Origin of the sequence: Streptomyces spiralis, assembly GCF_014654675.1 — a bacterium.
Lineage (GTDB): Bacteria > Actinomycetota > Actinomycetes > Streptomycetales > Streptomycetaceae > Streptomyces > Streptomyces spiralis.
The window spans coordinates 58,406-78,152 of the sequence record NZ_BNBC01000007.1 but is presented as its reverse complement, the minus strand read 5'-3'; the positions used below and the strand labels follow the sequence as shown (position 1 = coordinate 78,152).

The 19,747-nt window shown below is 71.2% G+C and carries 17 protein-coding genes and 1 pseudogene; 12 read left to right on the top strand and 6 right to left on the bottom strand.

The genetic code is table 11. From position 1 onward, the window contains the following. Positions 1-1,124 (top strand): acyltransferase family protein (locus IE318_RS10070; RefSeq protein WP_229903422.1); only part of this gene is annotated, 1,124 nt, incomplete at its 5' end. On the opposite strand, the gene IE318_RS10065 is transcribed toward IE318_RS10070, so the two are convergent. Both IE318_RS10065 and IE318_RS10060 read right to left on the bottom strand, forming a co-directional pair. Then, positions 1,121-1,654: an HD domain-containing protein gene (locus tag IE318_RS10065; RefSeq protein ID WP_189898792.1), complete on the bottom strand. Its 534-nt coding sequence runs from the start codon at positions 1,652-1,654 to the stop codon at positions 1,121-1,123. The two genes, IE318_RS10070 and IE318_RS10065, sit on opposite strands and share 4 nt — an antisense overlap. Positions 1,655-1,677: 23 nt before the next feature. After that, positions 1,678-2,856 (bottom strand): PP2C family protein-serine/threonine phosphatase, encoded by a 1,179-nt coding sequence (locus IE318_RS10060; protein WP_030171272.1) that lies wholly within the window; start codon positions 2,854-2,856, stop codon positions 1,678-1,680. A gap of 163 nt (positions 2,857-3,019) precedes the next feature. Between IE318_RS10060 and IE318_RS10055 the strand changes: the two genes are divergently transcribed. Next, positions 3,020-4,261 (top strand): GNAT family N-acetyltransferase, encoded by a 1,242-nt coding sequence (locus tag IE318_RS10055; protein WP_189898790.1) that lies wholly within the window; start codon positions 3,020-3,022, stop codon positions 4,259-4,261. Positions 4,262-4,337: 76 nt separating this feature from the next. On the opposite strand, the gene IE318_RS10050 is transcribed toward IE318_RS10055, so the two are convergent. Beyond that, entirely contained in the window at positions 4,338-5,147 is an 810-nt protein-coding gene (locus IE318_RS10050; protein WP_189898788.1) for an Fpg/Nei family DNA glycosylase, read from the bottom strand. A gap of 283 nt (positions 5,148-5,430) precedes the next feature. Continuing rightward, positions 5,431-5,916: a ribose-5-phosphate isomerase gene (locus IE318_RS10045; protein ID WP_189898786.1), complete on the bottom strand. Its 486-nt coding sequence runs from the start codon at positions 5,914-5,916 to the stop codon at positions 5,431-5,433. A 224-nt stretch (positions 5,917-6,140) separates the two neighbouring features. Between IE318_RS10045 and IE318_RS10040 the strand changes: the two genes are divergently transcribed. Further along, positions 6,141-7,562 (top strand): amino acid permease, encoded by a 1,422-nt coding sequence (locus IE318_RS10040; RefSeq protein WP_030171263.1) that lies wholly within the window; start codon positions 6,141-6,143, stop codon positions 7,560-7,562. 91 nt (positions 7,563-7,653) lie between these two features. Here the strand turns inward: IE318_RS10040 and IE318_RS10035 are convergent, their stop codons facing one another. After that, positions 7,654-8,235, bottom strand: a complete 582-nt coding sequence (locus IE318_RS10035; protein ID WP_189898784.1) for a biotin transporter BioY — start codon at positions 8,233-8,235, stop codon at positions 7,654-7,656. A gap of 639 nt (positions 8,236-8,874) precedes the next feature. Here IE318_RS10035 and IE318_RS10030 point away from each other — a divergent pair. The 8 genes and pseudogenes from IE318_RS10030 to IE318_RS09995 all read left to right on the top strand — a co-directional run bounded on the left by IE318_RS10030 (position 8,875) and on the right by IE318_RS09995 (position 16,094). Beyond that, entirely contained in the window at positions 8,875-9,945 is a 1,071-nt protein-coding gene (locus IE318_RS10030) for an ABC transporter substrate-binding protein (RefSeq protein WP_189898782.1), read from the top strand. Further along, a complete protein-coding gene (locus IE318_RS10025) occupies positions 9,942-10,811 on the top strand; it encodes an ABC transporter permease (RefSeq protein ID WP_189898780.1) in 870 nt (289 codons plus the stop codon). The genes IE318_RS10030 and IE318_RS10025 overlap by 4 nt, the downstream gene beginning before the upstream one ends. Further along, positions 10,787-11,521: an ABC transporter ATP-binding protein gene (locus tag IE318_RS10020; RefSeq protein WP_189898778.1), complete on the top strand. Its 735-nt coding sequence runs from the start codon at positions 10,787-10,789 to the stop codon at positions 11,519-11,521. The genes IE318_RS10025 and IE318_RS10020 overlap by 25 nt, the downstream gene beginning before the upstream one ends. After that, positions 11,518-12,858, top strand: a complete 1,341-nt coding sequence (locus IE318_RS10015) for an LLM class flavin-dependent oxidoreductase (protein WP_189898775.1) — start codon at positions 11,518-11,520, stop codon at positions 12,856-12,858. The genes IE318_RS10020 and IE318_RS10015 overlap by 4 nt, the downstream gene beginning before the upstream one ends. A gap of 22 nt (positions 12,859-12,880) precedes the next feature. Continuing rightward, positions 12,881-13,780 carry a TauD/TfdA dioxygenase family protein gene (locus IE318_RS10010; RefSeq protein ID WP_030171244.1) on the top strand — a complete coding sequence of 300 codons (900 nt, stop codon included), beginning with the start codon at positions 12,881-12,883 and terminating at the stop codon, positions 13,778-13,780. A 155-nt stretch (positions 13,781-13,935) separates the two neighbouring features. Continuing rightward, positions 13,936-15,327, top strand: coding sequence for an amino acid permease (locus IE318_RS10005; protein ID WP_189898773.1), 1,392 nt, complete (start codon positions 13,936-13,938; stop codon positions 15,325-15,327). Between the two features lie 97 nt (positions 15,328-15,424). After that, positions 15,425-15,721, top strand: a pseudogene (locus IE318_RS10000) (superoxide dismutase); the annotation flags it as partial. A 145-nt stretch (positions 15,722-15,866) separates the two neighbouring features. Beyond that, a complete protein-coding gene (locus tag IE318_RS09995; protein ID WP_189898771.1) occupies positions 15,867-16,094 on the top strand; it encodes a hypothetical protein in 228 nt (75 codons plus the stop codon). A gap of 3 nt (positions 16,095-16,097) precedes the next feature. Here the strand turns inward: IE318_RS09995 and IE318_RS09990 are convergent, their stop codons facing one another. Further along, positions 16,098-16,763: a mycothiol-dependent nitroreductase Rv2466c family protein gene (locus IE318_RS09990; protein ID WP_030171227.1), complete on the bottom strand. Its 666-nt coding sequence runs from the start codon at positions 16,761-16,763 to the stop codon at positions 16,098-16,100. A 136-nt stretch (positions 16,764-16,899) separates the two neighbouring features. Here IE318_RS09990 and pepN point away from each other — a divergent pair, with 136 nt between their 5' ends. Beyond that, the gene (gene pepN, locus IE318_RS09985) at positions 16,900-19,545 is read left to right on the top strand and encodes an aminopeptidase N (RefSeq protein ID WP_189898769.1); all 2,646 of its coding nucleotides are present in this window, start codon (positions 16,900-16,902) and stop codon (positions 19,543-19,545) included. Positions 19,546-19,747 lie beyond the last annotated feature (202 nt).

Here is a 19,747-nt window from a genome sequence, read left to right as displayed (position 1 = left end):
CCGGTGACCCCGGCGGAAGACCCGGCAAACAGCGCGATCCGTTCTTCGACAACGCCAAGTACCTGGCGATCGTGCTGGTGGCCGTGGGGCACACCTGGGCGACGGTCAAGAGCGACAGCCGGACGCTCGAAGCCGCGTACAACGTCGTCTACACCTTCCACATGCCGGCGTTCATCATCATCTCCGGCTTCTTCTCCCGTAATTTCGACCTGCGCCCGGACCGGCTGAAGCGGCTGATCACCGGCGTCGTCGTGCCGTACGTCATCTTCGAGACCGCCTATTCACTCTTCCGGATCTTCGTCGGTCACTCGGACGACCAGCAGATCAGCCTTCTCTCCCCCTGGTATCTGACCTGGTTCCTGTGCGCCCTGTTCGTGTGGCGCCTGACCGCCCCGGTGTGGAATCTCGTGCGCCGGCCCCTGCCCCTCGCCCTCGGCATCGCCATGCTGGCGTCGCTCACCCCGGGAATCGGCAGTGAGCTGGACTTCCAGCGCGTCCTGCAGTTCCTGCCCTGCTTCGTGCTGGGGCTGTGCATGAAGCCGGAGCACTTCCACCTGGTGCGGCGCCGCGCGGTGCGGATCCTGTCGGTGCCGGTGTTCGCGGTGGCGCTGGCGGGTGCCTGGTGGACCGTGCCGCGCGTGAACGGCTCGTGGGTCTACCGGAACGGCGCCGCACAGGACCTGGGGGCGCCCTGGTGGGCCGGTCCGGTCATGGTGCTGGTGATGTTCGGCGGCGCGGTGCTGCTGACCGCGTGCTTCTTCGCCTGGGTGCCGGGTCGGCGGACCTGGTTCACGGCGCTCGGCACGGGCACGCTGTACGGCTATCTGCTGCACGGCTTCGTGGTCAAGGGCGTGCTGTACGCGGGCGGGTTCGACATGGCCGCGCTGCACGGACCGCTCGGCTCGATCGTGGTCACCGTCGTCGCCGCGGGCGCGGTCACCCTGCTGTGCACCGAGCCCGTACGGCGCGTCTTCCGGTTCGCCGTGGAGCCGAGGATGGAGTGGGCCTTCAGGCAGCCGGCGGGCGCCGGCTCAGGAACGGGGACGGGAGGGACGGGGGCGGCTCGTGACCACTCGCAGCCCGCGAGTCCCGGCGCCCGGCCCGAGCGGGTCGGGGCCTCCTAGCTCCCGGGCGCTCCCCAGCCCGCTTCTCCGCCGCCTTTCCCGTCCTGTCCCGTACGTTTCCCGCCCGTGAGGCCGAGGAGTGCGCGCATCCGTGCGTACTTCTCGGTCAGTCGCGTGCGGGTGGCCTCGTCGAGGACCGCGAGGCGGGCCGGATCGGCGTTGTGCGCCAGGTCCGCCTCCTTCACCAGCAGCGCGCCGGGCGTGGCGAGAATGCGCCGGGCGTACGCCTCCGGCTCCTCCCCCGCCCGTTTGGTGAGCGCGAGCACGATGTCCTTCGTACGACGGCTCAGCGCGGCCTCGTACAGCCACCGCTCCGGGAGCGCGTCGTCCTCGACGGAGTCGTGCAGCCAGGCCGCCGCGATCTGCTCGGCGTCGCCGCCGCGGGCCCGTACGCCCTCGGCCACGGCGTGCAGATGTTCGGCGTAGGGGCGGCCGGCCTTGTCGGTCTGGCCGGCGTGGGCGGTGCGGGCGAGCGCCTCGACCTCGGCCGGGGTGAGCGGCGGCTGCGCCTCGGGGTGAGTGTGGGTCACCCCTCCAGTGTGACCGGCCGGGTTCAGCGGAGCGCCTGGGCCGTGGGGCCCTCGCGGCAGATCAGCAGCAGCGCGCGGTCGTCGTTGACGTCCTTGGCCACCGCCTCGATCAGGTGCCAGGCGGCGCCGTGGAAGCCGCCGGCGACATAGCGGTCGGCCTCGCCGGTGAGGCGGTCGATGCCCTCGGTGATGTCCCGGTCGGCGGTCTCCACCAGCCCGTCGGTGAACAGCATCAGCACGTCGCCGGGGCGCAGGGAGCCCTTGACCGAGTCGAACTGGGCGCCGTCGTACACCCCGAGGAGCGGGCCCTCGGCCGCCTTCTCCTCCCAGCGGCCGCTGCCCGCGCTGAGCTGGAGGCCGGGCGGGTGGCCCGCGGAGTACAGCTCGTAGTCGCCGGAGTCCAGGTCCAGCACCAGGTGGATGGAGGTCGCGAAGCCCTCCTCCCAGTCCTGGCGCAGCAGATAACCGTTGGCGGCGGGCAGGAAGGCATGCGGGGGCAGGCTGCCCAGCAGGCCGCCGAACGCCCCGGACAGCAGCAGCGCCCGCGAGCCGGCGTCCATGCCCTTGCCGGACACGTCGGTGAGGACGACCTCCAGGGTGCGGCCTCCGTTGGTGCGGGCCGCGACCACGAAGTCGCCGGAGAAGGACTGGCCGCCGGCCGGGCGCAGCGCCATCTCGCGGTGCCAGCCGCCGGGCAGCTGAGGCAACTTGCTCTGCACGCGGATGCGTTCGCGCAGGTCGAACAGCATGGTGCCGCCGCGCCGCCAGGGCACGCCGACCCGGCTGCGGAACTGTGCGATCAGCAGTCCGAAGAAGCCGCAGGCGGCGACCACCAGCACCACGCCCGGGGTCACCCGGGAGGGCCCCTCCGTGTACGGGCCGAGCCGTACCGACTCCACTATCAGCGCGGTGGCGGCGGCCGCGTACAGGCCGAGCAGGCTCGCCGGGCGCAGCAGCAGACCGCCGGCGACGATGGGCAGCACCAGGCCGACCGGCGAGAACCACACCGAGTCGACGAGCGTGAGCGCGGCGATCAGCGGGATGGTCAGCAGCAGACCGCCGAGCGCGATCCAGTCCGAGCCGTCCCCGCGGAAGTAGTCGACGGCGGCTCTGCGCACGCCGACACGGACCCGGTGCCACTGCATTTTCAACCGGGCCGTGTACGTCTCGGCTTCCGCGCGCCGCTCTCGTCGTGCTGCCATTAGTCCGGGACCCTATCCACCGGACCCGCCGCTTGGCACGGGAGGTCCGACTTATCCCCCGTCCGAGGCGCGAGGTCACACGCAACTTCACGCCGGGCCGGCCCGGCCGTCACCGGCGGAAAATTCCCTCGCCCGTCCCGCATCGCCCTGGTAGGCATGGCGCATGGCGACTGACCTTGCGACCGAGCTGAGGGTGCTGCGGCGGGACGAGTGGGACGCGTGGTACGACAACCTCGTCCGTGCCTTCGGCGGCGGGCCGGGCACGCCGGAGGAGCGGGAACTGGACCGCTCGCTCACCGAGTACGACCGCTCGCTGGGTGTCTGGGACGGCCGGACGTGCGTCGGGACGGCGGGGGCGTTCAGCTTCCGGATGACGGTGCCCGGCGGGGCCCTGGTGCCGGCGGCCGGGATCACGATGGTCAGTGTGGCCGCGACGCACCGGCGGCGCGGGGTGCTGACGTCGATGATGCGGCGGCAGCTGGACGACGTGCGCTCCTGGGGGGAGCCGCTGGCGGTGCTGACCGCGTCCGAGCCCGCGATCTACGGACGGTTCGGGTACGGCGCGGCGACCTTCCAGCTCGACGCCGAGATCGACACGAGCCGGGCCGGGCTGTCGGTCCCGGCCGGCACGGACGACGTACGGCTGCGGTACGCGGCGCCCGCCGACGTGCTCGACGCGTGCGAGGCGGTGTACGCCGCGCTGGTGCCCGGCCGGCCCGGGATGCTGGCCCGGCGGCCCGGCTGGGAGCGGGCGGGACTGCTCGACCCGGAGAGCGAACGGGACGGGGCGTCGCCGCTGCAGTGCGTGGTGGCCGAACGGGACGGCGAGGTCACGGGGTACGTCCGGTTCCGCACCAAGCTCGGCTGGGACGTCGGCGGACACGACGGCACGGTGCGGCTGGAGGATCTGGCCGCGCTCGATCCGGCGACCGACGCGGCGTTGTGGCGCTTCCTGTTCGGCATCGACCTGACGACGACGCTGACCGTGCGCGGGCGTCCGGTCGACGACGCGTGGCAGTACCTGGTGTCCGACATCCGGCGGTGCCGGCCGCGGCGGCGGGACGCGCTGTACCTACGGACGGTCGACGTCGGGGCGGCGCTGGCCGCGCGGACGTACCAGGTGCCGGTGGACGTGGTGTTCGAGGTCGAGGACGCGTTCTGTCCGTGGAACACCGGGCGGTGGCGGCTCAGCGGGGACGCGAAGGGCGCGTCCTGCGAGCGGACCTCCGACGCGGCCGACCTGGAGCTTTCGGTACGGGAGCTGGGGGCGGCCTACCTCGGTGGCGTGTCGCTGACGGCGCTGGCGGCGGCCGGGCGGGTCCGTGAGCTGCGGGCGGGGGCGCTGGCGGAGGCGGCGGTGGGGTTCGGGGTCGCGGTGGCGCCCTGGCTGCCGCATGGGTTCTAGGGCGCCCGTTTGGGGGCTCTACCGGTTTCGCCGGGTTCCTTGCGGCGATTTCGCCGCGTCCTTTGTGCCGGTTTCGTCAGTTCTGCTGGCAGGCGGGGCACCAGAAGAGGTTGCGGGCGGCCAGGCCGGCGGTGCGGACCTCGGTGCCGCAGATGTGGCAGGGCAGGGTCGCCCGGCGGTAGACGTAGACCTCGCCGCCGTGGTCGTCGACGCGCGGAGGGCGGCCCATCGCCTCGGGCGTGTGCTCGGGGCGGACGGTGTCGATGCGGTTGTTGCGGACGCCCTCGCGCATCAGGTCGACCAGGTCGGCCCAGATCGCCTCCCACTCGGCGGGGGTGATGTCCCTGCCCGGACGGTACGGGTCGATGCGGTGCCGGAAGAGGACCTCGGCGCGGTAGACGTTGCCGACGCCGGCGATGACCTTCTGGTCCATCAGCAGCGCGGCGATCGTCGTACGGCTGCGGCGGACGCGGGCGTAGGCGGTGGCCGGCTCGGCGTCGGGGCGGAGCGGGTCGGGGCCCAGGCGGTCGTGTATCGCCGCCTTCTCGGCGTCGGTGATCAGGGCGCAGGTCGTGGGACCGCGCAGATCGACGTACGAGGTGGGGTTCGCGAGGCGGAGGCGGACGGTGTCCGTGGGGGGCGGGGCGGGGGCGTCGCCGAAGGTGACCTTGCCGAAGAGGCCGAGGTGGATGTGGACCCAGTCGCTGTCGCGGAAGCCGAGGAAGAGGTGCTTGCCGTGGGCCTCGGTACGGGTGAGTTCCGCGCCGTCGAGGAGTTCGGCGGCGTCGGAGAACTTGCCCTGGGGGCTGGTGACGCGGGTGGGCGTGCCGGAGAGGCGCGCGGCGTAGTCCTGTGCGAGGCGGTGGATCGTGTGCCCCTCTGGCACGGTGTGGTGTCCTTTCCTGCCGCGCCCGGGGCTCCGCCCCGGGACCCTGTCACACGGTGCGCCGTGAAGTCGCCGTCCTGGGGCTCCGCCCCGGACCCCGTTCCCCACCCGCCGACCCGTCTCGGTAGCTGAGAGGGCGCCCCCTGGGGCTCCGCCCCAGACCCCACCGGGCTCCGCCCCAGACCCCACCGGGCTCCGTTCCGGCCCCCACCGGGCTCCGCCCGGGCTCTCGGGTCCCGGGGGCAGGGCTCAGCCCCTGCCCCCTTTACCTGCGCCGCTACTACTACTGCTGCGGGTGGTGCGCCGGGATGGGCGGGAGGTCGCCCGTCGTCTCGTAGGCCGTGAGCATGTCGATGCGACGGATGTGGCGTTCGTCACCGGAGAAGGGGGTGTTGAGGAAGGTCTCGACGAACTTGGTCGCCTCCTCCACCGAGTGCATGCGCGCACCCACCGCGACGACGTTCGCGTTGTTGTGCTGGCGGCCGAGGGAGGCGGTCTCCTCGCTCCAGGCGAGGGCCGCGCGAACGCCCTTTACCTTGTTCGCGGCGATCTGCTCGCCGTTGCCGGAGCCACCGATCACGATGCCGAGGGAGTCCGGGTCACCGGCCGTGCGCTCGGCGGCGCGCAGGCAGAAGGGCGGGTAGTCGTCCTGGGCGTCGTAGATGTGCGGCCCGCAGTCGACGGGCTCGTGTCCCGCCGCCTTGAGCCACTCGACGAGGTGGTTCTTGAGTTCGAAGCCCGCATGGTCCGAGCCGAGATACACGCGCATGGGACGAGTGTGACACGGAGCATCCTGGGCAGCAGCCCCGGGTGTCGGGACGGAAAATGTGAGGCGCACCATAGAACCTCAGAGGAACCTCAAGTAACAATCCGGATTCAAAGGTTCCCGAATTCGGTCACCTCGGATTCACTGGACCGGCTCGTACACGGCCCCCATAACGGCACCCCCTCGTACGGGCACACCGCTCAACCGGCGCAAAGGAATTCCGTCCCATGACCCCTGGTTCCGGACTTCAGGCTGGACTCAAAAACCGTCATCTCACGATGATCGCGATCGGCGGCGTCATCGGCGCCGGCCTCTTCGTGGGCTCCAGCTCCGGCATCGCCACCGCCGGACCCGGCATCCTCCTCTCTTACGCCCTCGTCGGCACGCTCGTCGTCCTCGTGATGCGCATGCTCGGCGAGATGTCCGCCGCCAACCCGACCTCCGGCTCGTTCTCCGCGCACGCCGACCGGGCGCTCGGCAGCTGGGCCGGGTTCTCCATCGGCTGGCTCTACTGGTTCTTCTGGGTCGTCGTGCTGGCCGTGGAGTCCACAGCCGGTGCCGCGATCCTGTCCGGCTGGATCCCGGCCGTGCCCCAGTGGGGCTGGGCCCTGATCGTCATGGTGGTACTGACGGCCACCAACCTGGTCTCCGTCGGCTCCTACGGCGAGTTCGAGTTCTGGTTCGCCGGGATCAAGGTCGTCGCGATCGCCGCGTTCATCGTCATCGGTCTGCTGGCCGTCTTCGGTGTCCTGCCCGGCGTCCACGCCGACCAGGCCTCCTTCGGCAACCTCACCGGACACGGCGGCTTCCTGCCGCACGGCCCCGGCTCCATCCTCACCGGTGTGCTGCTCGTCGTCTTCTCCTTCATGGGCAGCGAGATCGCCACCCTGGCCGCGGGCGAGTCCGAGGACCCGCAGCGCGCCGTGACCAAGGCGACCAACAGCATCATCTGGCGTATCGCCGTCTTCTACCTCGGCTCGATCCTGGTCGTCGTCTCCCTGATCCCCTGGGACGACAAGTCGATCGCCGAGAAGGGCTCCTACGTCGCCGCCCTGGACTCCCTGGGCATCGCGCACGCCGGTGAGATCATGAACTTCATCGTGCTGACCTCGGTGCTGTCCTGCCTGAACTCCGGCCTGTACACCGCCTCCCGCATGGCCTTCTCGCTCGGCCAGCGCGGGGACGCGCCGAAGGCCTTCGCCCGGACCACGAGCCGGGGCGTGCCGCGGACGGCGATCACCGTCTCCGTCCTCTTCGGCTTCCTGGCCGTGTTCTTCAACTACAAGTTCCCGGACACCGTCTTCCTCTTCCTCGTCAACTCCTCCGGCGCGGTCGCCCTGTTCGTCTGGCTGGTGATCTGCTTCTCCCAGCTGCGGATGCGGAAGATCATCCAGCGTGAGGCGCCGGAGAAGCTGGTCGTGAAGATGTGGCTGTACCCGTACCTGACCTGGGCGGCGGCCGGACTGATCGTCTTCGTCCTCGGCTACATGCTCACCGACACCAAGCACGACGGCCGCGAGACCGTGCTGCTGTCGCTGCTGGTCGCGGCGGTCGTGCTGGCCATCGCCGTGGTCAAGCAGAAGCTCGGCGGCGGCCACCGGACGGCGGTCACGGAGCAGGGCGAGACCGAGAAGGTCTCCGTCGGCTGACGCAGTCCGTACGCAGAGAGAAGAGAGAGGAGGGAGCCCCGAGGGCTCCCTCCTCTCTTTGTATGTGCGTCGCCGGTGGACGGCTACGGCGTCAGCGCTTGTCCGCGAGCTTCCAGGCGGCCGGCATCGCGCCCATCGCCAGGGCGGCCTTCAGGGCGTCGCCGATCAGGAACGGGGTGAGGCCGGCCGCGATCGCCTGGGACGCGGAGAGCTGGGCCGCCAGGGCCAGGTAGGGCACGCCGACGGCGTAGATGACCGCCTCGCCGAGGATCATGGTGCCCGCCATGCGCAGCGGGGAGCGGTCGGCGCCGCGGCGGGCCAGGGCGCCCACGACCGCCGAGGCGAGCAGCATGCCGAGGACATAGCCGAAGGAGACGGCGCCCGAGCCGGAGGCGCCGTCCGCGAACCACGGCACGCCGGCCACACCGGCGAGCGCGTACAGGGCGAGGGAGAGGAAGCCGCGGCGGGCGCCGAGCGCGGTGCCGACGAGCAGGGCGGCGAAGGTCTGGCCGGTCACCGGCACCGGGGAGTGGGGAATCGGGACCGACAGCTGGGCCGCGAGGCCGGTGAGCGCGGCACCCCCGACCACGAGGGCGGCGTCGCGGACGCGCGAGGCGGGCAGCAGATCGGCGAGGACTGCGCCGGGGCGAGCGGTGGCGGTGGCGGTGCTCATGGGGACTCCGCGGGTGTGTGGGCAGGTGGGAACACCGCGACGCTATACCGGCGCCCTCGCGCCGATCACCGTCAGCGCTCGACAAAGGCTTGATCGTGCACTTGGTGGGCTCCGGACAAAGCGTGCCGGTTGCACGGGGGGTGGCGTGACGCCGGTCACTGAGGTGGAGTGGTGTGGGCGACGGGGAGCGCGTCGGCCGCTTCTGTAGGGACTCACCAAAGGGCCCGCTGCCGCCAGGGTGCGGAGAACCCCTGACGGCGGGTGTGCTCGGTCCGGGAACGACGGGCGTGCCCGGTCCGGGGACGGTGGACGTGCCGTCCGGGCTTCATGAGCGTCCGGGCTTCATGAATTTGAAAAACTTCGAACGTTGACAGGGGTTGCGGGCAACCGGGAGCATCTTTCCCATGAACCCGCTCACGAGCTGTCGCACTCTTTGTTGCTGACCCGTTGAAGCGCCCCGGAGCGCCCTTCTCCGGCTGTTCTCCCCCTGCGTGAATTCCCGTCACCGCACTTGATTTCCCGGAAGCTTTCCCCCGGAGTCCGCTGCCCGGAATTCCGCATGTCTTCTTCGGTCCACGTCCACGTGTCTTCCGCGGCCCGTAGGCCTCCTTCTGCCCTGTGAACCCACGGAGTTCTCCCATGCCTTCCGCACCAGCGTCCGGTGTAGACCGGCGTCTGTTCCTCTCCTCCCTGCTCGGTGCCGCCGCCGCGGCCGCGGGGCTGAGCGGCTGCGCCGGTTCGAGCGCGGCCGCCTCCAAGTCGTCCGCCGACCTGTCCGCCCCGCTCGCCGACAAGGTGCCTCCTGGTACGAGCCTGAAGATCGCCTCCTACCAGGACGTCCAGCAGTTGCAGGCCAGGCTGGCAGGATTTCCCAAGCTGCCGTTCACCGTGTCGAGTTGGCTGAACATAGGCGCGGGCCCCGATGTCATCAACGCCTTCCGCGCCAAGTCCCTGGACGTCTCCACCAACGCGGGCATTCCGCCGATCCAGGCGCACTACCAAGGCTTCGACGCGAGGATCGTGGCCATCGGCCTGACCCGCAAACCCAATTACCTCTTCGCCACCAAGCCGGGCAGCGACATCCGTACGACGGCCGACTTCAAGGGGAAGAAACTCGCCTTCTCGCAGGGGCAGGCGCAGGGTGTCGTGCTGCTGCGGGCGCTCAAGGAGGCGGGCCTGCAGTACGACGACGTGAAACTCGTCCCGCTGACCAGCAACCAGTTCCTCACCGCCCTCCAGTCCGGCCAGGTGGACGTGGCCCCGCTCGGCAACAGCCAGGCGCCGGCGTATCTGAAGCAGTACGGCTCGAAGGGCGCCCGCACCATTCCCACCGATGTCGTCGACCTGCTCAACCTGCTGTGGGCGCCGGCCTCCGTGCTGGCCGACCGGGCGAAGGCGGCCGCCGTCGCCGCGTACATCCCGCAGTGGGCCAAGGGCCAGGTGTGGCAGTGGGAGCACCCGGACGTCTGGAACCGGGAGTTCTACGTCAAGACGCAGAACCTGACCCTCGCCCAGGCCGAGTCCATCACGAAGCTCGCCAACAAGCCGCTGTTCCCGCCGAGCTGGGACGAGGCGATCCGGTGGGAGCAGGAGACCGCGGACCTGCTCGCCGACGGCGGCTTCGTGAAGAAGTTCGACGTCCGCTCGCTCTTCGACCGGCGCTTCGAGTCCATCGCCGCGAAGTCCGTACCGGCCGAGTACCGGAGGTGAGCGCCGTGACGACGACCACCACGACCACGACCTCCACCGCGGGCGCCGCCCCGGCTGCCGCCCAGGACGCCCCGCGCGCCCGCCGGGCGCGCCGCGCGCTCACCCCCGGCAGGCGCCTGCCCGCCGCCCGCCTGACCGGTCCCGTCCTCCTGCTCGCCCTGTGGGCCGCCGCCTCCGCCGCCGGACAGCTCGACCCCGGCGCGATCCCGGCCCCCTGGACGGTGCTGCGCACCGCCGGTCACCTGTGGACCGACGGCACCCTGCCCACCGATGTGGCGACCTCGCTGCGGCGGGCCGCGTACGGTTTCTCCCTCGGGCTGGTCGGCGGTGTGCTGCTGGCGCTCGCCTCCGGGCTCAGCCGGACCGGCGAGGCGCTGATCGACGGGACCGTGAACCTCAACCGGGCGATCCCGACCCTCGGTCTGATCCCGCTGTTCATCCTCTGGCTGGGCATCGGCGAGACCTTCAAGATCGCGATCATCGCGATCGTCGTCTACATCCCGATCTATCTGAACACGCATGCCGCGCTGTCCGGCATCGACAGCCGGTTCGTCGAACTGGCCGAGGTCCAGGGCCTGTCCCGGTGGGCCTTCATCCGGCAGATCGTCGTCCCCGGCGCGCTGCCCGGCTTCTTCGTCGGCCTCCGGCTCGGCGTGACCGGGTCCTGGCTGGGCCTGGTGGTGCTGGAGCAGATCAACGCCACCAGCGGCCTCGGCTACATGATGTTCCAGGCGCAGAACTACGGCCAGACGGACGTCATCCTCGTCGGCCTGCTGATCTACGGCGTCTTCGGCCTGATCTCCGACAGCGTGGTCCGTCTCGTCGAACGGAGGGTGCTGTCGTGGCGCCGCACACTGAGCAGCTGACCCGGCCCGCGGTATCCCTGCGCGGCCTGACCCGGTCGTTCGAGGGCCGTACGGTCCTCGACGGCATCGACCTCGATCTGCCGGCCGGCCAGTTCACGGCCCTGCTCGGGCACAGCGGCTCCGGCAAGAGCACCCTGCTGCGGGCCATCGCGGGCCTGGACCACAAGGTGGCGGGCAGCGGCGAGCTGAGCGCCCCGCAGCGGGTGTCGGTGGTCTTCCAGGACTCCCGGCTGCTGCCCTGGCGTCGGGTGCTGGACAACGTGCTCCTCGGCACGAACGGCAAGGACGCCGCGGATCGTGGCCGCGCCGCTCTCGCCGAGGTCGGTCTGAAGGGCCGCGAGCGGGCCTGGCCGAGCGAGCTGTCCGGCGGCGAGGCCCAGCGCGCCGCGCTCGCCCGCTCCCTCGTCCGCGAGCCCGAGCTGCTGCTGGCCGACGAGCCGTTCGGGGCCCTGGACGCGCTCACCCGCATCAGGATGCACGGACTGCTGCGCCGGCTGTGGCAGCACCACCGCCCGTCCGTGCTGCTCGTCACCCACGACGTGGACGAGGCGATCGTGCTCGCCGACCGAGTCCTCGTCCTCGACAACGGCCGTATCGGCCTCGACCTGACCATCGACCGCCCGCACCCGCGCTCCCACCGGGACCCGCTGCTCGGCGAGTACCGGGAGCGGCTGCTCGCCGCGCTGGGCGTCACGGAGGACCTCGCATGACCCGCACGCTGCACCTCAACGCGTTCCTGATGAACACCGGCCACCACGAGGCGTCGTGGCGGCTGCCGGAGAGCGACCCGTACGCGCACGTCGACCTCGCGCACTACGTGAAGCTGGCGCGGATCGCGGAACGCGGCACCTTCGACTCCCTGTTCCTGGCCGACGGCCCGCAGCTGTGGAGCAACCTCGCCCAGCGGCCCGCCGGCGCCCTGGAACCGCTCACCCTGCTCACCGCGCTGGCGACGGCCACCGAGCACATAGGCCTGATCGCCACCGCCTCCACCTCCTACAACTCCCCCTACAACCTGGCCCGCAAGTTCGCCTCGCTGGACATCATCAGCGGCGGCCGGGCGGGCTGGAACATCGTCACCACGGCCGGCGCGGAGGCCGCCCGCAACTTCGGCCTGGACGCCGAGCCCGCGCACGCCGAGCGGTACGCCCGCGCCGCCGAGTTCCTGGACGTGGCGCTGAAGCTCTGGGACAGCTGGGAGGACGACGCGATCGTCGCCGACAAGGCGGCCGGCGTGTGGGGCGACGACGCCAAGATCCACCCCGCGCGGCACCAGGGGACGTACTTCAGCGTGGCGGGGGCGCTCAACGTGCCCCGCTCGCCCCAGGGATACCCGCTGCTCGTGCAGGCGGGCTCCTCGGAGGACGGCAAGGCCTTCGCCGCCCGGTACGCGGAGGCGGTGTTCACCGCCCAGCAGACGCTCGCCGACGCCCGGTCCTTCTACACCGACCTCAAGGCCCGCGCGGAGCGCGCGGGAAGGAATCCCGACCACATCAAGGTGCTGCCCGGCATCGTCCCGGTGATCGGCTCCACCGAGGCCGAGGCGCGGGCGGCGGAGCAGGCCCTGGAGGACCACATCGTCCACGAGCACGGCGTGGCCCGGCTGGAGAACCTGCTGCACCTGGAGCCCGGCACCCTGGACCTGGACCGCGAGCTGCCCGCCGACCTGCCGCCCGAGTCCGCGATCGAGGGCGCCAAGAGCCGCTACACGCTCGTGGTGGAGCTGGCCCGGCGCGAGCGGCTGACCGTGCGGCGGCTGATCGGGCGGCTGGGCGGCGGGCGCGGGCACCTGACCTTCGCCGGGACGCCCGAGCAGGTGGCGGACGTCATCGAGACATGGTTCACCCAGGGCGCGGCCGACGGTTTCAACATCATGCCCGCGGTGCTGCCCTCCGGTCTGGAGACCTTCGTCGACCAGGTCGTCCCGATCCTGCGCTTCCGCGGCCTGTTCCGCACCGCCTACGGCCCCCGCCGGACCCTGCGGGGGCGCTACGGCCTGCCGCGGCCCGCCAACCAGTACCTGAGCCCGGCCCCCACCCTCGTCTGAGCCCCGTCCGGAAGGAACCGTCATGTCCCTCGAGATCACCAAGGTCACCGCACGCATCGGCGCCCGCGTCTCCGGCGTCGACATCACCCGGCCGCTCGCCTCGGAGGAGGTCGCCGCGATCCGCGAGGCCCTGAACGTCCACAAGGCGCTCGTCTTCGACGCGGGCGACCTGGACGACGCCGGCCAGCAGGCCTTCGCCCGCCACTTCGGCGACATCACCACCGCCCATCCGACCGTGCCGGCCGTCGAGGGCGCCCCGAACGTGCTGCCCGTGGACAGCGAGCGGGGCCGCGCCAACCACTGGCACACGGACGTCACCTTCGTCCTCAACCCACCGCAGGCCACCAGCCTGCGCTCGATCACCGTCCCGCCGTACGGCGGCGAGACGCTGATCGCCGACACGGCCGGCGCCTACCGCGACCTGCCGGAGCCGCTGCGCCGCCTGGCCGACACCCTGTGGGCCGAGCACACCAACGACTACGACTACGCGGTCCCGGACGAGGCGATCGACGAGGAGAAGGAGGCCCAGCGCGCCGAGTTCACCTCGATCACGTACCGCACCGCCCACCCGGTGGTCCGCGTGCACCCGCTGACCGGTGAGCGCGGGCTGTTCATCGGCGGGTTTGCGCAGCGGATCGTGGGCCTGTCGGCCGGCGAGTCCCGCAAGGTGCTGGACCTGCTCCAGGCGTACGTCACCCGCCCGGAGAACGTCCTGCGCTGGCGCTGGTCCCCGAACCAGCTGGTGCTGTTCGACAACCGGATCACCCAGCACTACGCCATCGACAACTACGACGGCCTGCCCCGCCGGCTGAACCGGGTCACCGTCGCCGGGGACATCCCGGTCGGCATCGAGGGCAAGGAGAGCTACTCGATCGAGGGCGACGCCTCGCACTACACACCCGTGACATCCGTGGCGGCGTGACCGGATCCCCGCGGGGATGCCCATGAGGGGGTAATCGGAATCTCACCCTCCGCACAGGCGGTGTCCGGATACTGGGCGGCTCCTTCGCGTGAGCGGACGGGCCGCCCAGACTGGCGTGGTTTTTACCGCCTCTTGCCCTGGGAGAGCCGCCTTCCATGCCCAGCAGCACGACCACGGACACACCACCGCGGCAGCGGGACGCAGCCGCCCTCTCCCACGGCCTCAAGCAGCGCCATCTGTCGATGATCGCCCTCGGTGGCGTGATCGGCGCCGGGCTGTTCGTCGGCTCCGGCGCGGGCATCGCCGCCGCCGGACCGTCGATCGTCCTCGCCTACGCCGTCTCCGGCCTGCTCGTCATGCTGGTGATGCGGATGCTCGGCGAGATGTCGGCCGCGTATCCGTCCTCGGGCTCCTTCTCCGCGCACGCCGAGCGGGCGTTCGGCCCGTGGGCCGGCTTCACGGCCGGCTGGTCGTTCTGGGTGCTGCTGTGCACGGCGGTCGGCCTGGAGGGCATGGGCGCCGCGAAGATCGTCACCGGCTGGCTGCCGGGCACCCCGCAGTGGATGTGGGTGGCGCTGTTCATGGTGGTGTTCTGCGGGGCCAACCTGGCGGCGGTGAAGAACTTCGGCGAGTTCGAGTTCTGGTTCGCCGCGCTGAAGGTCGGCGCGATCACCCTGTTCCTGGTGCTGGGCGTGCTTGCCCTCGCCGGTGTGCTGCCCGGCACCGACTCCCCCGGCGCCTCGAATCTCACCGACCTCCTCCCCCACGGCAGTCAGGGCCTGATCATCGGCCTGCTGGCTTCCGTCTTCGCCTACGGCGGCCTGGAGACGGTCACCATCGCGGCGGCCGAGTCCCAGGACCCCGTGCGCGGGGTGGCGAGCGCGGTCCGCACCGCGATGTGGCGCATCGCGCTGTTCTACGTCGGCTCCATGGCCGTCATCGTCGCCCTGGTCCCCTGGGACTCGGCGGAGGTCGTCGAGAAGGGCCCGTACGTCGCCGCCCTGGACCACCTGGGCATCCCGGGCGCCGGGCAGCTGATGAACGTGGTCGTGCTGGTGGCCCTGCTGTCGGCGATGAACGCCAACATCTACGGCTCCTCACGCATCGCGTACTCGCTGGTCGAGCGGGGCCAGGGCCCCAAGGTGCTGGCGAAGGTCTCCGGCGGGGTTCCGCGCGCGGCCGTCCTGGTGTCGAGCGTCTTCGGCTTCGTCTGTGTGCTGCTCAGCTACTGGCGGCCCAACGACGTCTTCCCCTGGCTGCTGAACATGATCGGCGCGGTGATCCTGGTCGTCTGGATCTTCATCGCCGTCTCGCAGCTGCGGCTGCGCCGTCGGCTGGAGCGGGAGGCCCCGCAGAAGCTGGTCGTGCGGATGTGGGCGTTCCCGGCGCTGACCTGGGTGGCCCTGGCCGGCATGGCGGCGATCTTCGTCCTGATGGCCCGCCAGCCCGACACACGGGTGCAGCTGTACTCGACGGGCGGGATGACGCTGTTCCTGGCGGCGGTCGGATACGTCTGGCAGCGCACCCGCCCCGCCCGGCAGGACTGACCCGCCGCCTCTTCCCTCGCAAGGCCCCCACGCGACGCGTGGGGGCCTTCTTGCTGCCCCCAGCCGCCCTGTCGCCCCCCGCCGCCCTGTTGCCCTGGCACAGCTGTCCAAGGCGGCGGCCACCACGCAGGGCTCCGGCTGGCGTGTCCTCGCGTACGAGCCGCCCAGCGGCCGTCCGGTCGTCGAGCAGGTCTACGACCACCAGGGCAACGTCGGCCAGGGCTCGACACCGATCCTGGTCTTCGACGCCTGGGAGCACGCCTTCTATCTCCAGTACCGGAACCAGAAGGTCGACTTCATCGAGGCGATGTGGCAGGTCGTCAACTGGCAGGACGTCGCCCGGCGGTACGCCGTCGCCAAGTCCCGCACGGACGTGCTGCTGCTCGCGCCCTAGGTGTGTTGTCCCGGGACCGCCGCCCCGCCTCGTGATCGTCTTCTCACCCTTCACGCGGGCGGGCGGCCGAAGGAGGAGGACCCCCCGCGAGGTCGTGTCTCGCGGGGGTCTTCCGGTATGAGGGGCTCCGGGGGATGGTGGCGGAATGCGGACGTACTACTGCCACACCTGCGACGCCGACCAGCCGCACCGCAAGTTGAGCACGGCCGAGGCGGCCGTGCTCAAGGAGCGGCTGGGCCGCAACAGTGTGAACGAGTTCTGGATCTGCGAGGCCGTGCTGGACGCCGAGACCGGCAGGCAGTGCCGGAACCTGCGCACGGGCGGGAACAAGAAGCCGTTCGCCCGGCCCATCAAGCTGCCCGTCCCGGAGTGAGCCTCACAGGTTGCTGAAGTCCGGGCCGACCGTACGGGTGCGCTTGATCTCGTAGAAGCCGGGGATGGAGGCCACCGCGATCGTGCCGTCCCACAGGCGGGCCGCCTGCTCGCCCTTGGGGGCGGGGGTGACGACCGGGCCGAAGAAGGCGATCTGCTCGCCGTCGGCGCCGGGCAGCGCGATGACCGGGGTGCCGACATCCTGGCCGACCTTGTCGATGCCCTCCTTGTGGGAGGCGCGCAGCTCCGCGTCGAACTCGAAGTCCTCCTGGTCGGCGTAGTCGATCAGGTCGGCGGGCAGGCCGACCTCCTCCAGCGCGGCGGCGATCGCCTCGCGGGTGGGGCCCTCGCCCTGGTTGTGGAAGCGGGTGCCGAGCGCGGTGTAGAGCGGGCCGAGGACGTCGTCGCCGTGCTTCTGCCAGGCGGCGGTCACCACGCGGATGGGCGCCCACGCCTTGGTGGTGAGCAGCTCGCGGTAGTCCTCGGGCAGCTCGTCCAGCTTGGGCTCGTTGAGCACCGCCAGGCTCATGATGTGCCAGCGGACCTCGATGTCCCTGAGCTTCTCCACTTCCAGCACCCAGCGGGAGGTCATCCAGGCCCACGGGCACAGCGGGTCGAACCAGAAGTCGACAGGGGTCTTGCCGGAAGGGGCGGAGGCGGTCTCGGACATGACTCTCCTCGGTATGGGGTCTTTGAACGGGCAACATCGATCGTCGCCCCTGGCATTCCCGGCTGCCGCGTGTCAGGGCCGCATGGCAGGATCGGCCCTGTCCGCATCGTGAACGCGACCCGAGGGAGTGCCGCCTGTGCCCGGTGAGAATCTGTCCCGCGACGAGGCCCGGGAGCGGGCCGCGCTGCTGTCCGTCGACGGGTACGAGGTGTCCCTCGACGTGCGCTCCGCGGTCGGCGATCAGGAGGGAGACGGGCCGCGCACGTTCCGGTCCGTCACCACGATCCGCTTCCGCTGCAACGAGCCGGGGGCCTCCAGCTTCGCGGACCTGATCGCGCCGGGCGTCACGGCGGTCTCCCTCAACGGCAAGGACCTCGACCCCAGCGAGGTCTTCGACGGCTCCCGGATCCTGCTGGAGGACCTGGCCGCCGACAACGAGCTGATCGTGGACGCCCGGTGCGCCTACTCGCGCACCGGCGAGGGCCTGCACCGCTTCGTCGACCCGGAGGACGGCGAGGTCTACCTCTACACCCAGTACGAGCCGGCCGACTCCCGCCGGGTCTTCGCCAACTTCGAGCAGCCCGACCTCAAGGCCCCCTTCCGCTTCGAGGTGCGCGCGCCGGAGGGCTGGACGGTGTGGAGCAACGGCGCCGGGCAGCGGATGGAAGGGCGCGAAGCGCTTCCGCAGAAGGGTGGTGGTGGGCCACGGGCGGGCAGCGTGTGGCGGTTCGCGGAGACCAAGCCGATCTCGACGTACATCACGTGTGTGGTGGCGGGGCCGTACCACTATGTGACCGACTCCTACGAGCGGGTGCTGAAGGACGGGACGCGGCTGGAGATCCCGCTGGGCGCGATGTGCCGCAAGGGGCTCGCCAAGCACTTCGACGCCGACGACGTCTTCCTGGTCACCAAGCAGGGCCTGGACTTCTTCCACGACCACTTCGACTACCCCTACCCGTTCGGCAAGTACGACCAGGCCTTCGTGCCGGAGTACAACCTGGGCGCGATGGAGAACCCGGGGCTGGTGACCTTCCGCGAGGAGTTCATCTTCCGCGGCAAGGTGACGCAGGCGTCGTACGAGGGCCGGGCGAACGTCGTCCTGCACGAGATGGCGCACATGTGGTTCGGCGACCTGGTCACCATGGAGTGGTGGGACGACCTGTGGCTGAAGGAGTCCTTCGCGGACTTCATGGGCACGTTCGCGAACGTCGGAGCGACCCGCTTCACCGACGCCTGGATCACCTTCGCCAACCGCCGCAAGGCCTGGGCGTACCGCGCGGACCAGCTGCCCTCCACGCACCCGATCACGGCGGACATCCATGACCTGGAGGACGCCAAGCTGAACTTCGACGGCATCACCTACGCCAAGGGCGCCTCGGTGCTCAAGCAGCTGGTGGCGTACGTCGGCCAGGACGCGTTCCTGGAGGGCGCCCGCCGCTACTTCAAGCGGCACGCGTACGGCAACACGCGCCTGGGCGATCTGCTGGCCGTCCTGGAGGAGACCAGCGGCCGGGACATGGCCGCGTGGGCGCGCTCCTGGCTGCAGACCGCCGGGGTCGACTCGCTGACGCCGGCGGTCCTGCTGGACGCCGAGGGTCGGATCGACGAGCTCGCGGTGGTGCAGGAGGCGGCGGAGTCGCACCCCGAGCTGCGCCCGCACCGGGTCGCGGTGGGCCTGTACCGGCGCTCGGAGTCCGGGGCGCTGGAGCGGTACGCGCGCGCCGAGGCCGACGTGGACGGCGCGCGGACGGTGGTGGCGGAGCTGGCCGGGCAGGACGCCCCGGAGCTGGTGCTGGTCAACGACGACGACCTCACCTACTGCAAGATCCGCTTCGACGAGACCTCGCTGGCCACGCTGCGCGAGCACCTGGGCGCCCTGACCGACCCGCTGGCCCGCGCGCTGTGCTGGTCGGCGCTGTGGAACCTGACCCGGGACGCGCTGCTTCCGGCGCGGGACTTCGTGGGCCTGGTGCTGCGGTTCGCGGGCCGCGAGTCCGACATCGGTGTGCTCCAGATGCTGCACGCGTGGGCGGACTCGGCGCTGGTCCACTACGTGGCACCCGAGTGGCGCGAGACGGGTGAGCGGCTGCTGGCCGAGGGCGCGCTGGCCGAGCTGCGGCAGGCCGAGCCGGGCAGCGAGCAGCAGCTGGCGTGGGCCCGCTTCTTCGCCACGGTGGCATCGGCGCCGGCCGATCTGGACCTGCTGAAGGGCCTGCTGGACGGCACCGAGGAGATCGCCGGCCTGGACGTCGACCAGGAGCTGCGCTGGGCGTTCCTGGAGCCGCTGACCGCGCACGGGGCGGTGGACGAGAAGGTGCTCGCCGGCGAGCTGGCGCGGGACGACACCGCCTCGGGCAAGCGCCACCAGGTGCGCTGCCTGGCCGCGCGTCCCTCGGCGGCCGTGAAGGCGCAGGCGTGGGCGCAGGTGGTGGAGTCGGACGCGCTGTCGAACGCACTGGTGGAGGCGACCATCGCGGGCTTCGGCCGGCCTTCGCAGCGGGAGCTGCTCGCGCCGTACGCCGAGAAGTACTTCGCGGTGATCGAGCGGGTGTGGGCCGAGCGGTCGATCCAGATCGGGATGGACGTGGTCCGGGGCCTGTTCCCGGCGCTGCGGGACTCGCAGGAGACGCTGGACGCCACGGACGCCTGGCTCGCCGCGCACGAGGGCGCCGCTCCCGCGCTGCGCCGGCTGGTGCTGGAGGCCCGGGACGACCTGGCCCGGGCGCTGCGCGGACAGGCGTGCGACGCGGCGGCCGGTGCGGCCGCGGCCGAGGGCGTCTGAGCGGTCACCCGGGGTCCGAGCCGTCACCCGGTCGGCCGCAGCTCTGGCCAAGGCTCGGGCGGGCGGTAACCGTTACGAAATTCGGTCAAGACACACCGTAACCCCTGGTCCATCCCTGAACGGACCAGGGGTTTTCGGCATCCGAACACCCGTCCTTTAGGGCGAGGTTGTCCGGATTGAGTGCCGCCCTTGTAACAGCCGT

Coding starts and splice junctions, on each gene's coding strand:
- IE318_RS10060 (WP_030171272.1), bottom strand. CDS start 2,856: ATGGCAGCACGACGAGAGCGGCGCGCGGAAGCCGAGACGTACACGGCC.
- IE318_RS10055 (WP_189898790.1), top strand. CDS start 3,020: ATGGCGACTGACCTTGCGACCGAGCTGAGGGTGCTGCGGCGGGACGAG.
- IE318_RS10045 (WP_189898786.1), bottom strand. CDS start 5,916: ATGCGCGTGTATCTCGGCTCGGACCATGCGGGCTTCGAACTCAAGAAC.
- IE318_RS10040 (WP_030171263.1), top strand. CDS start 6,141: ATGACCCCTGGTTCCGGACTTCAGGCTGGACTCAAAAACCGTCATCTC.
- IE318_RS10035 (WP_189898784.1), bottom strand. CDS start 8,235: ATGAGCACCGCCACCGCCACCGCTCGCCCCGGCGCAGTCCTCGCCGAT.
- IE318_RS10030 (WP_189898782.1), top strand. CDS start 8,875: ATGCCTTCCGCACCAGCGTCCGGTGTAGACCGGCGTCTGTTCCTCTCC.
- IE318_RS10015 (WP_189898775.1), top strand. CDS start 11,518: ATGACCCGCACGCTGCACCTCAACGCGTTCCTGATGAACACCGGCCAC.
- IE318_RS10010 (WP_030171244.1), top strand. CDS start 12,881: ATGTCCCTCGAGATCACCAAGGTCACCGCACGCATCGGCGCCCGCGTC.
- IE318_RS10005 (WP_189898773.1), top strand. CDS start 13,936: ATGCCCAGCAGCACGACCACGGACACACCACCGCGGCAGCGGGACGCA.
- IE318_RS09995 (WP_189898771.1), top strand. CDS start 15,867: ATGCGGACGTACTACTGCCACACCTGCGACGCCGACCAGCCGCACCGC.
- IE318_RS09990 (WP_030171227.1), bottom strand. CDS start 16,763: ATGTCCGAGACCGCCTCCGCCCCTTCCGGCAAGACCCCTGTCGACTTC.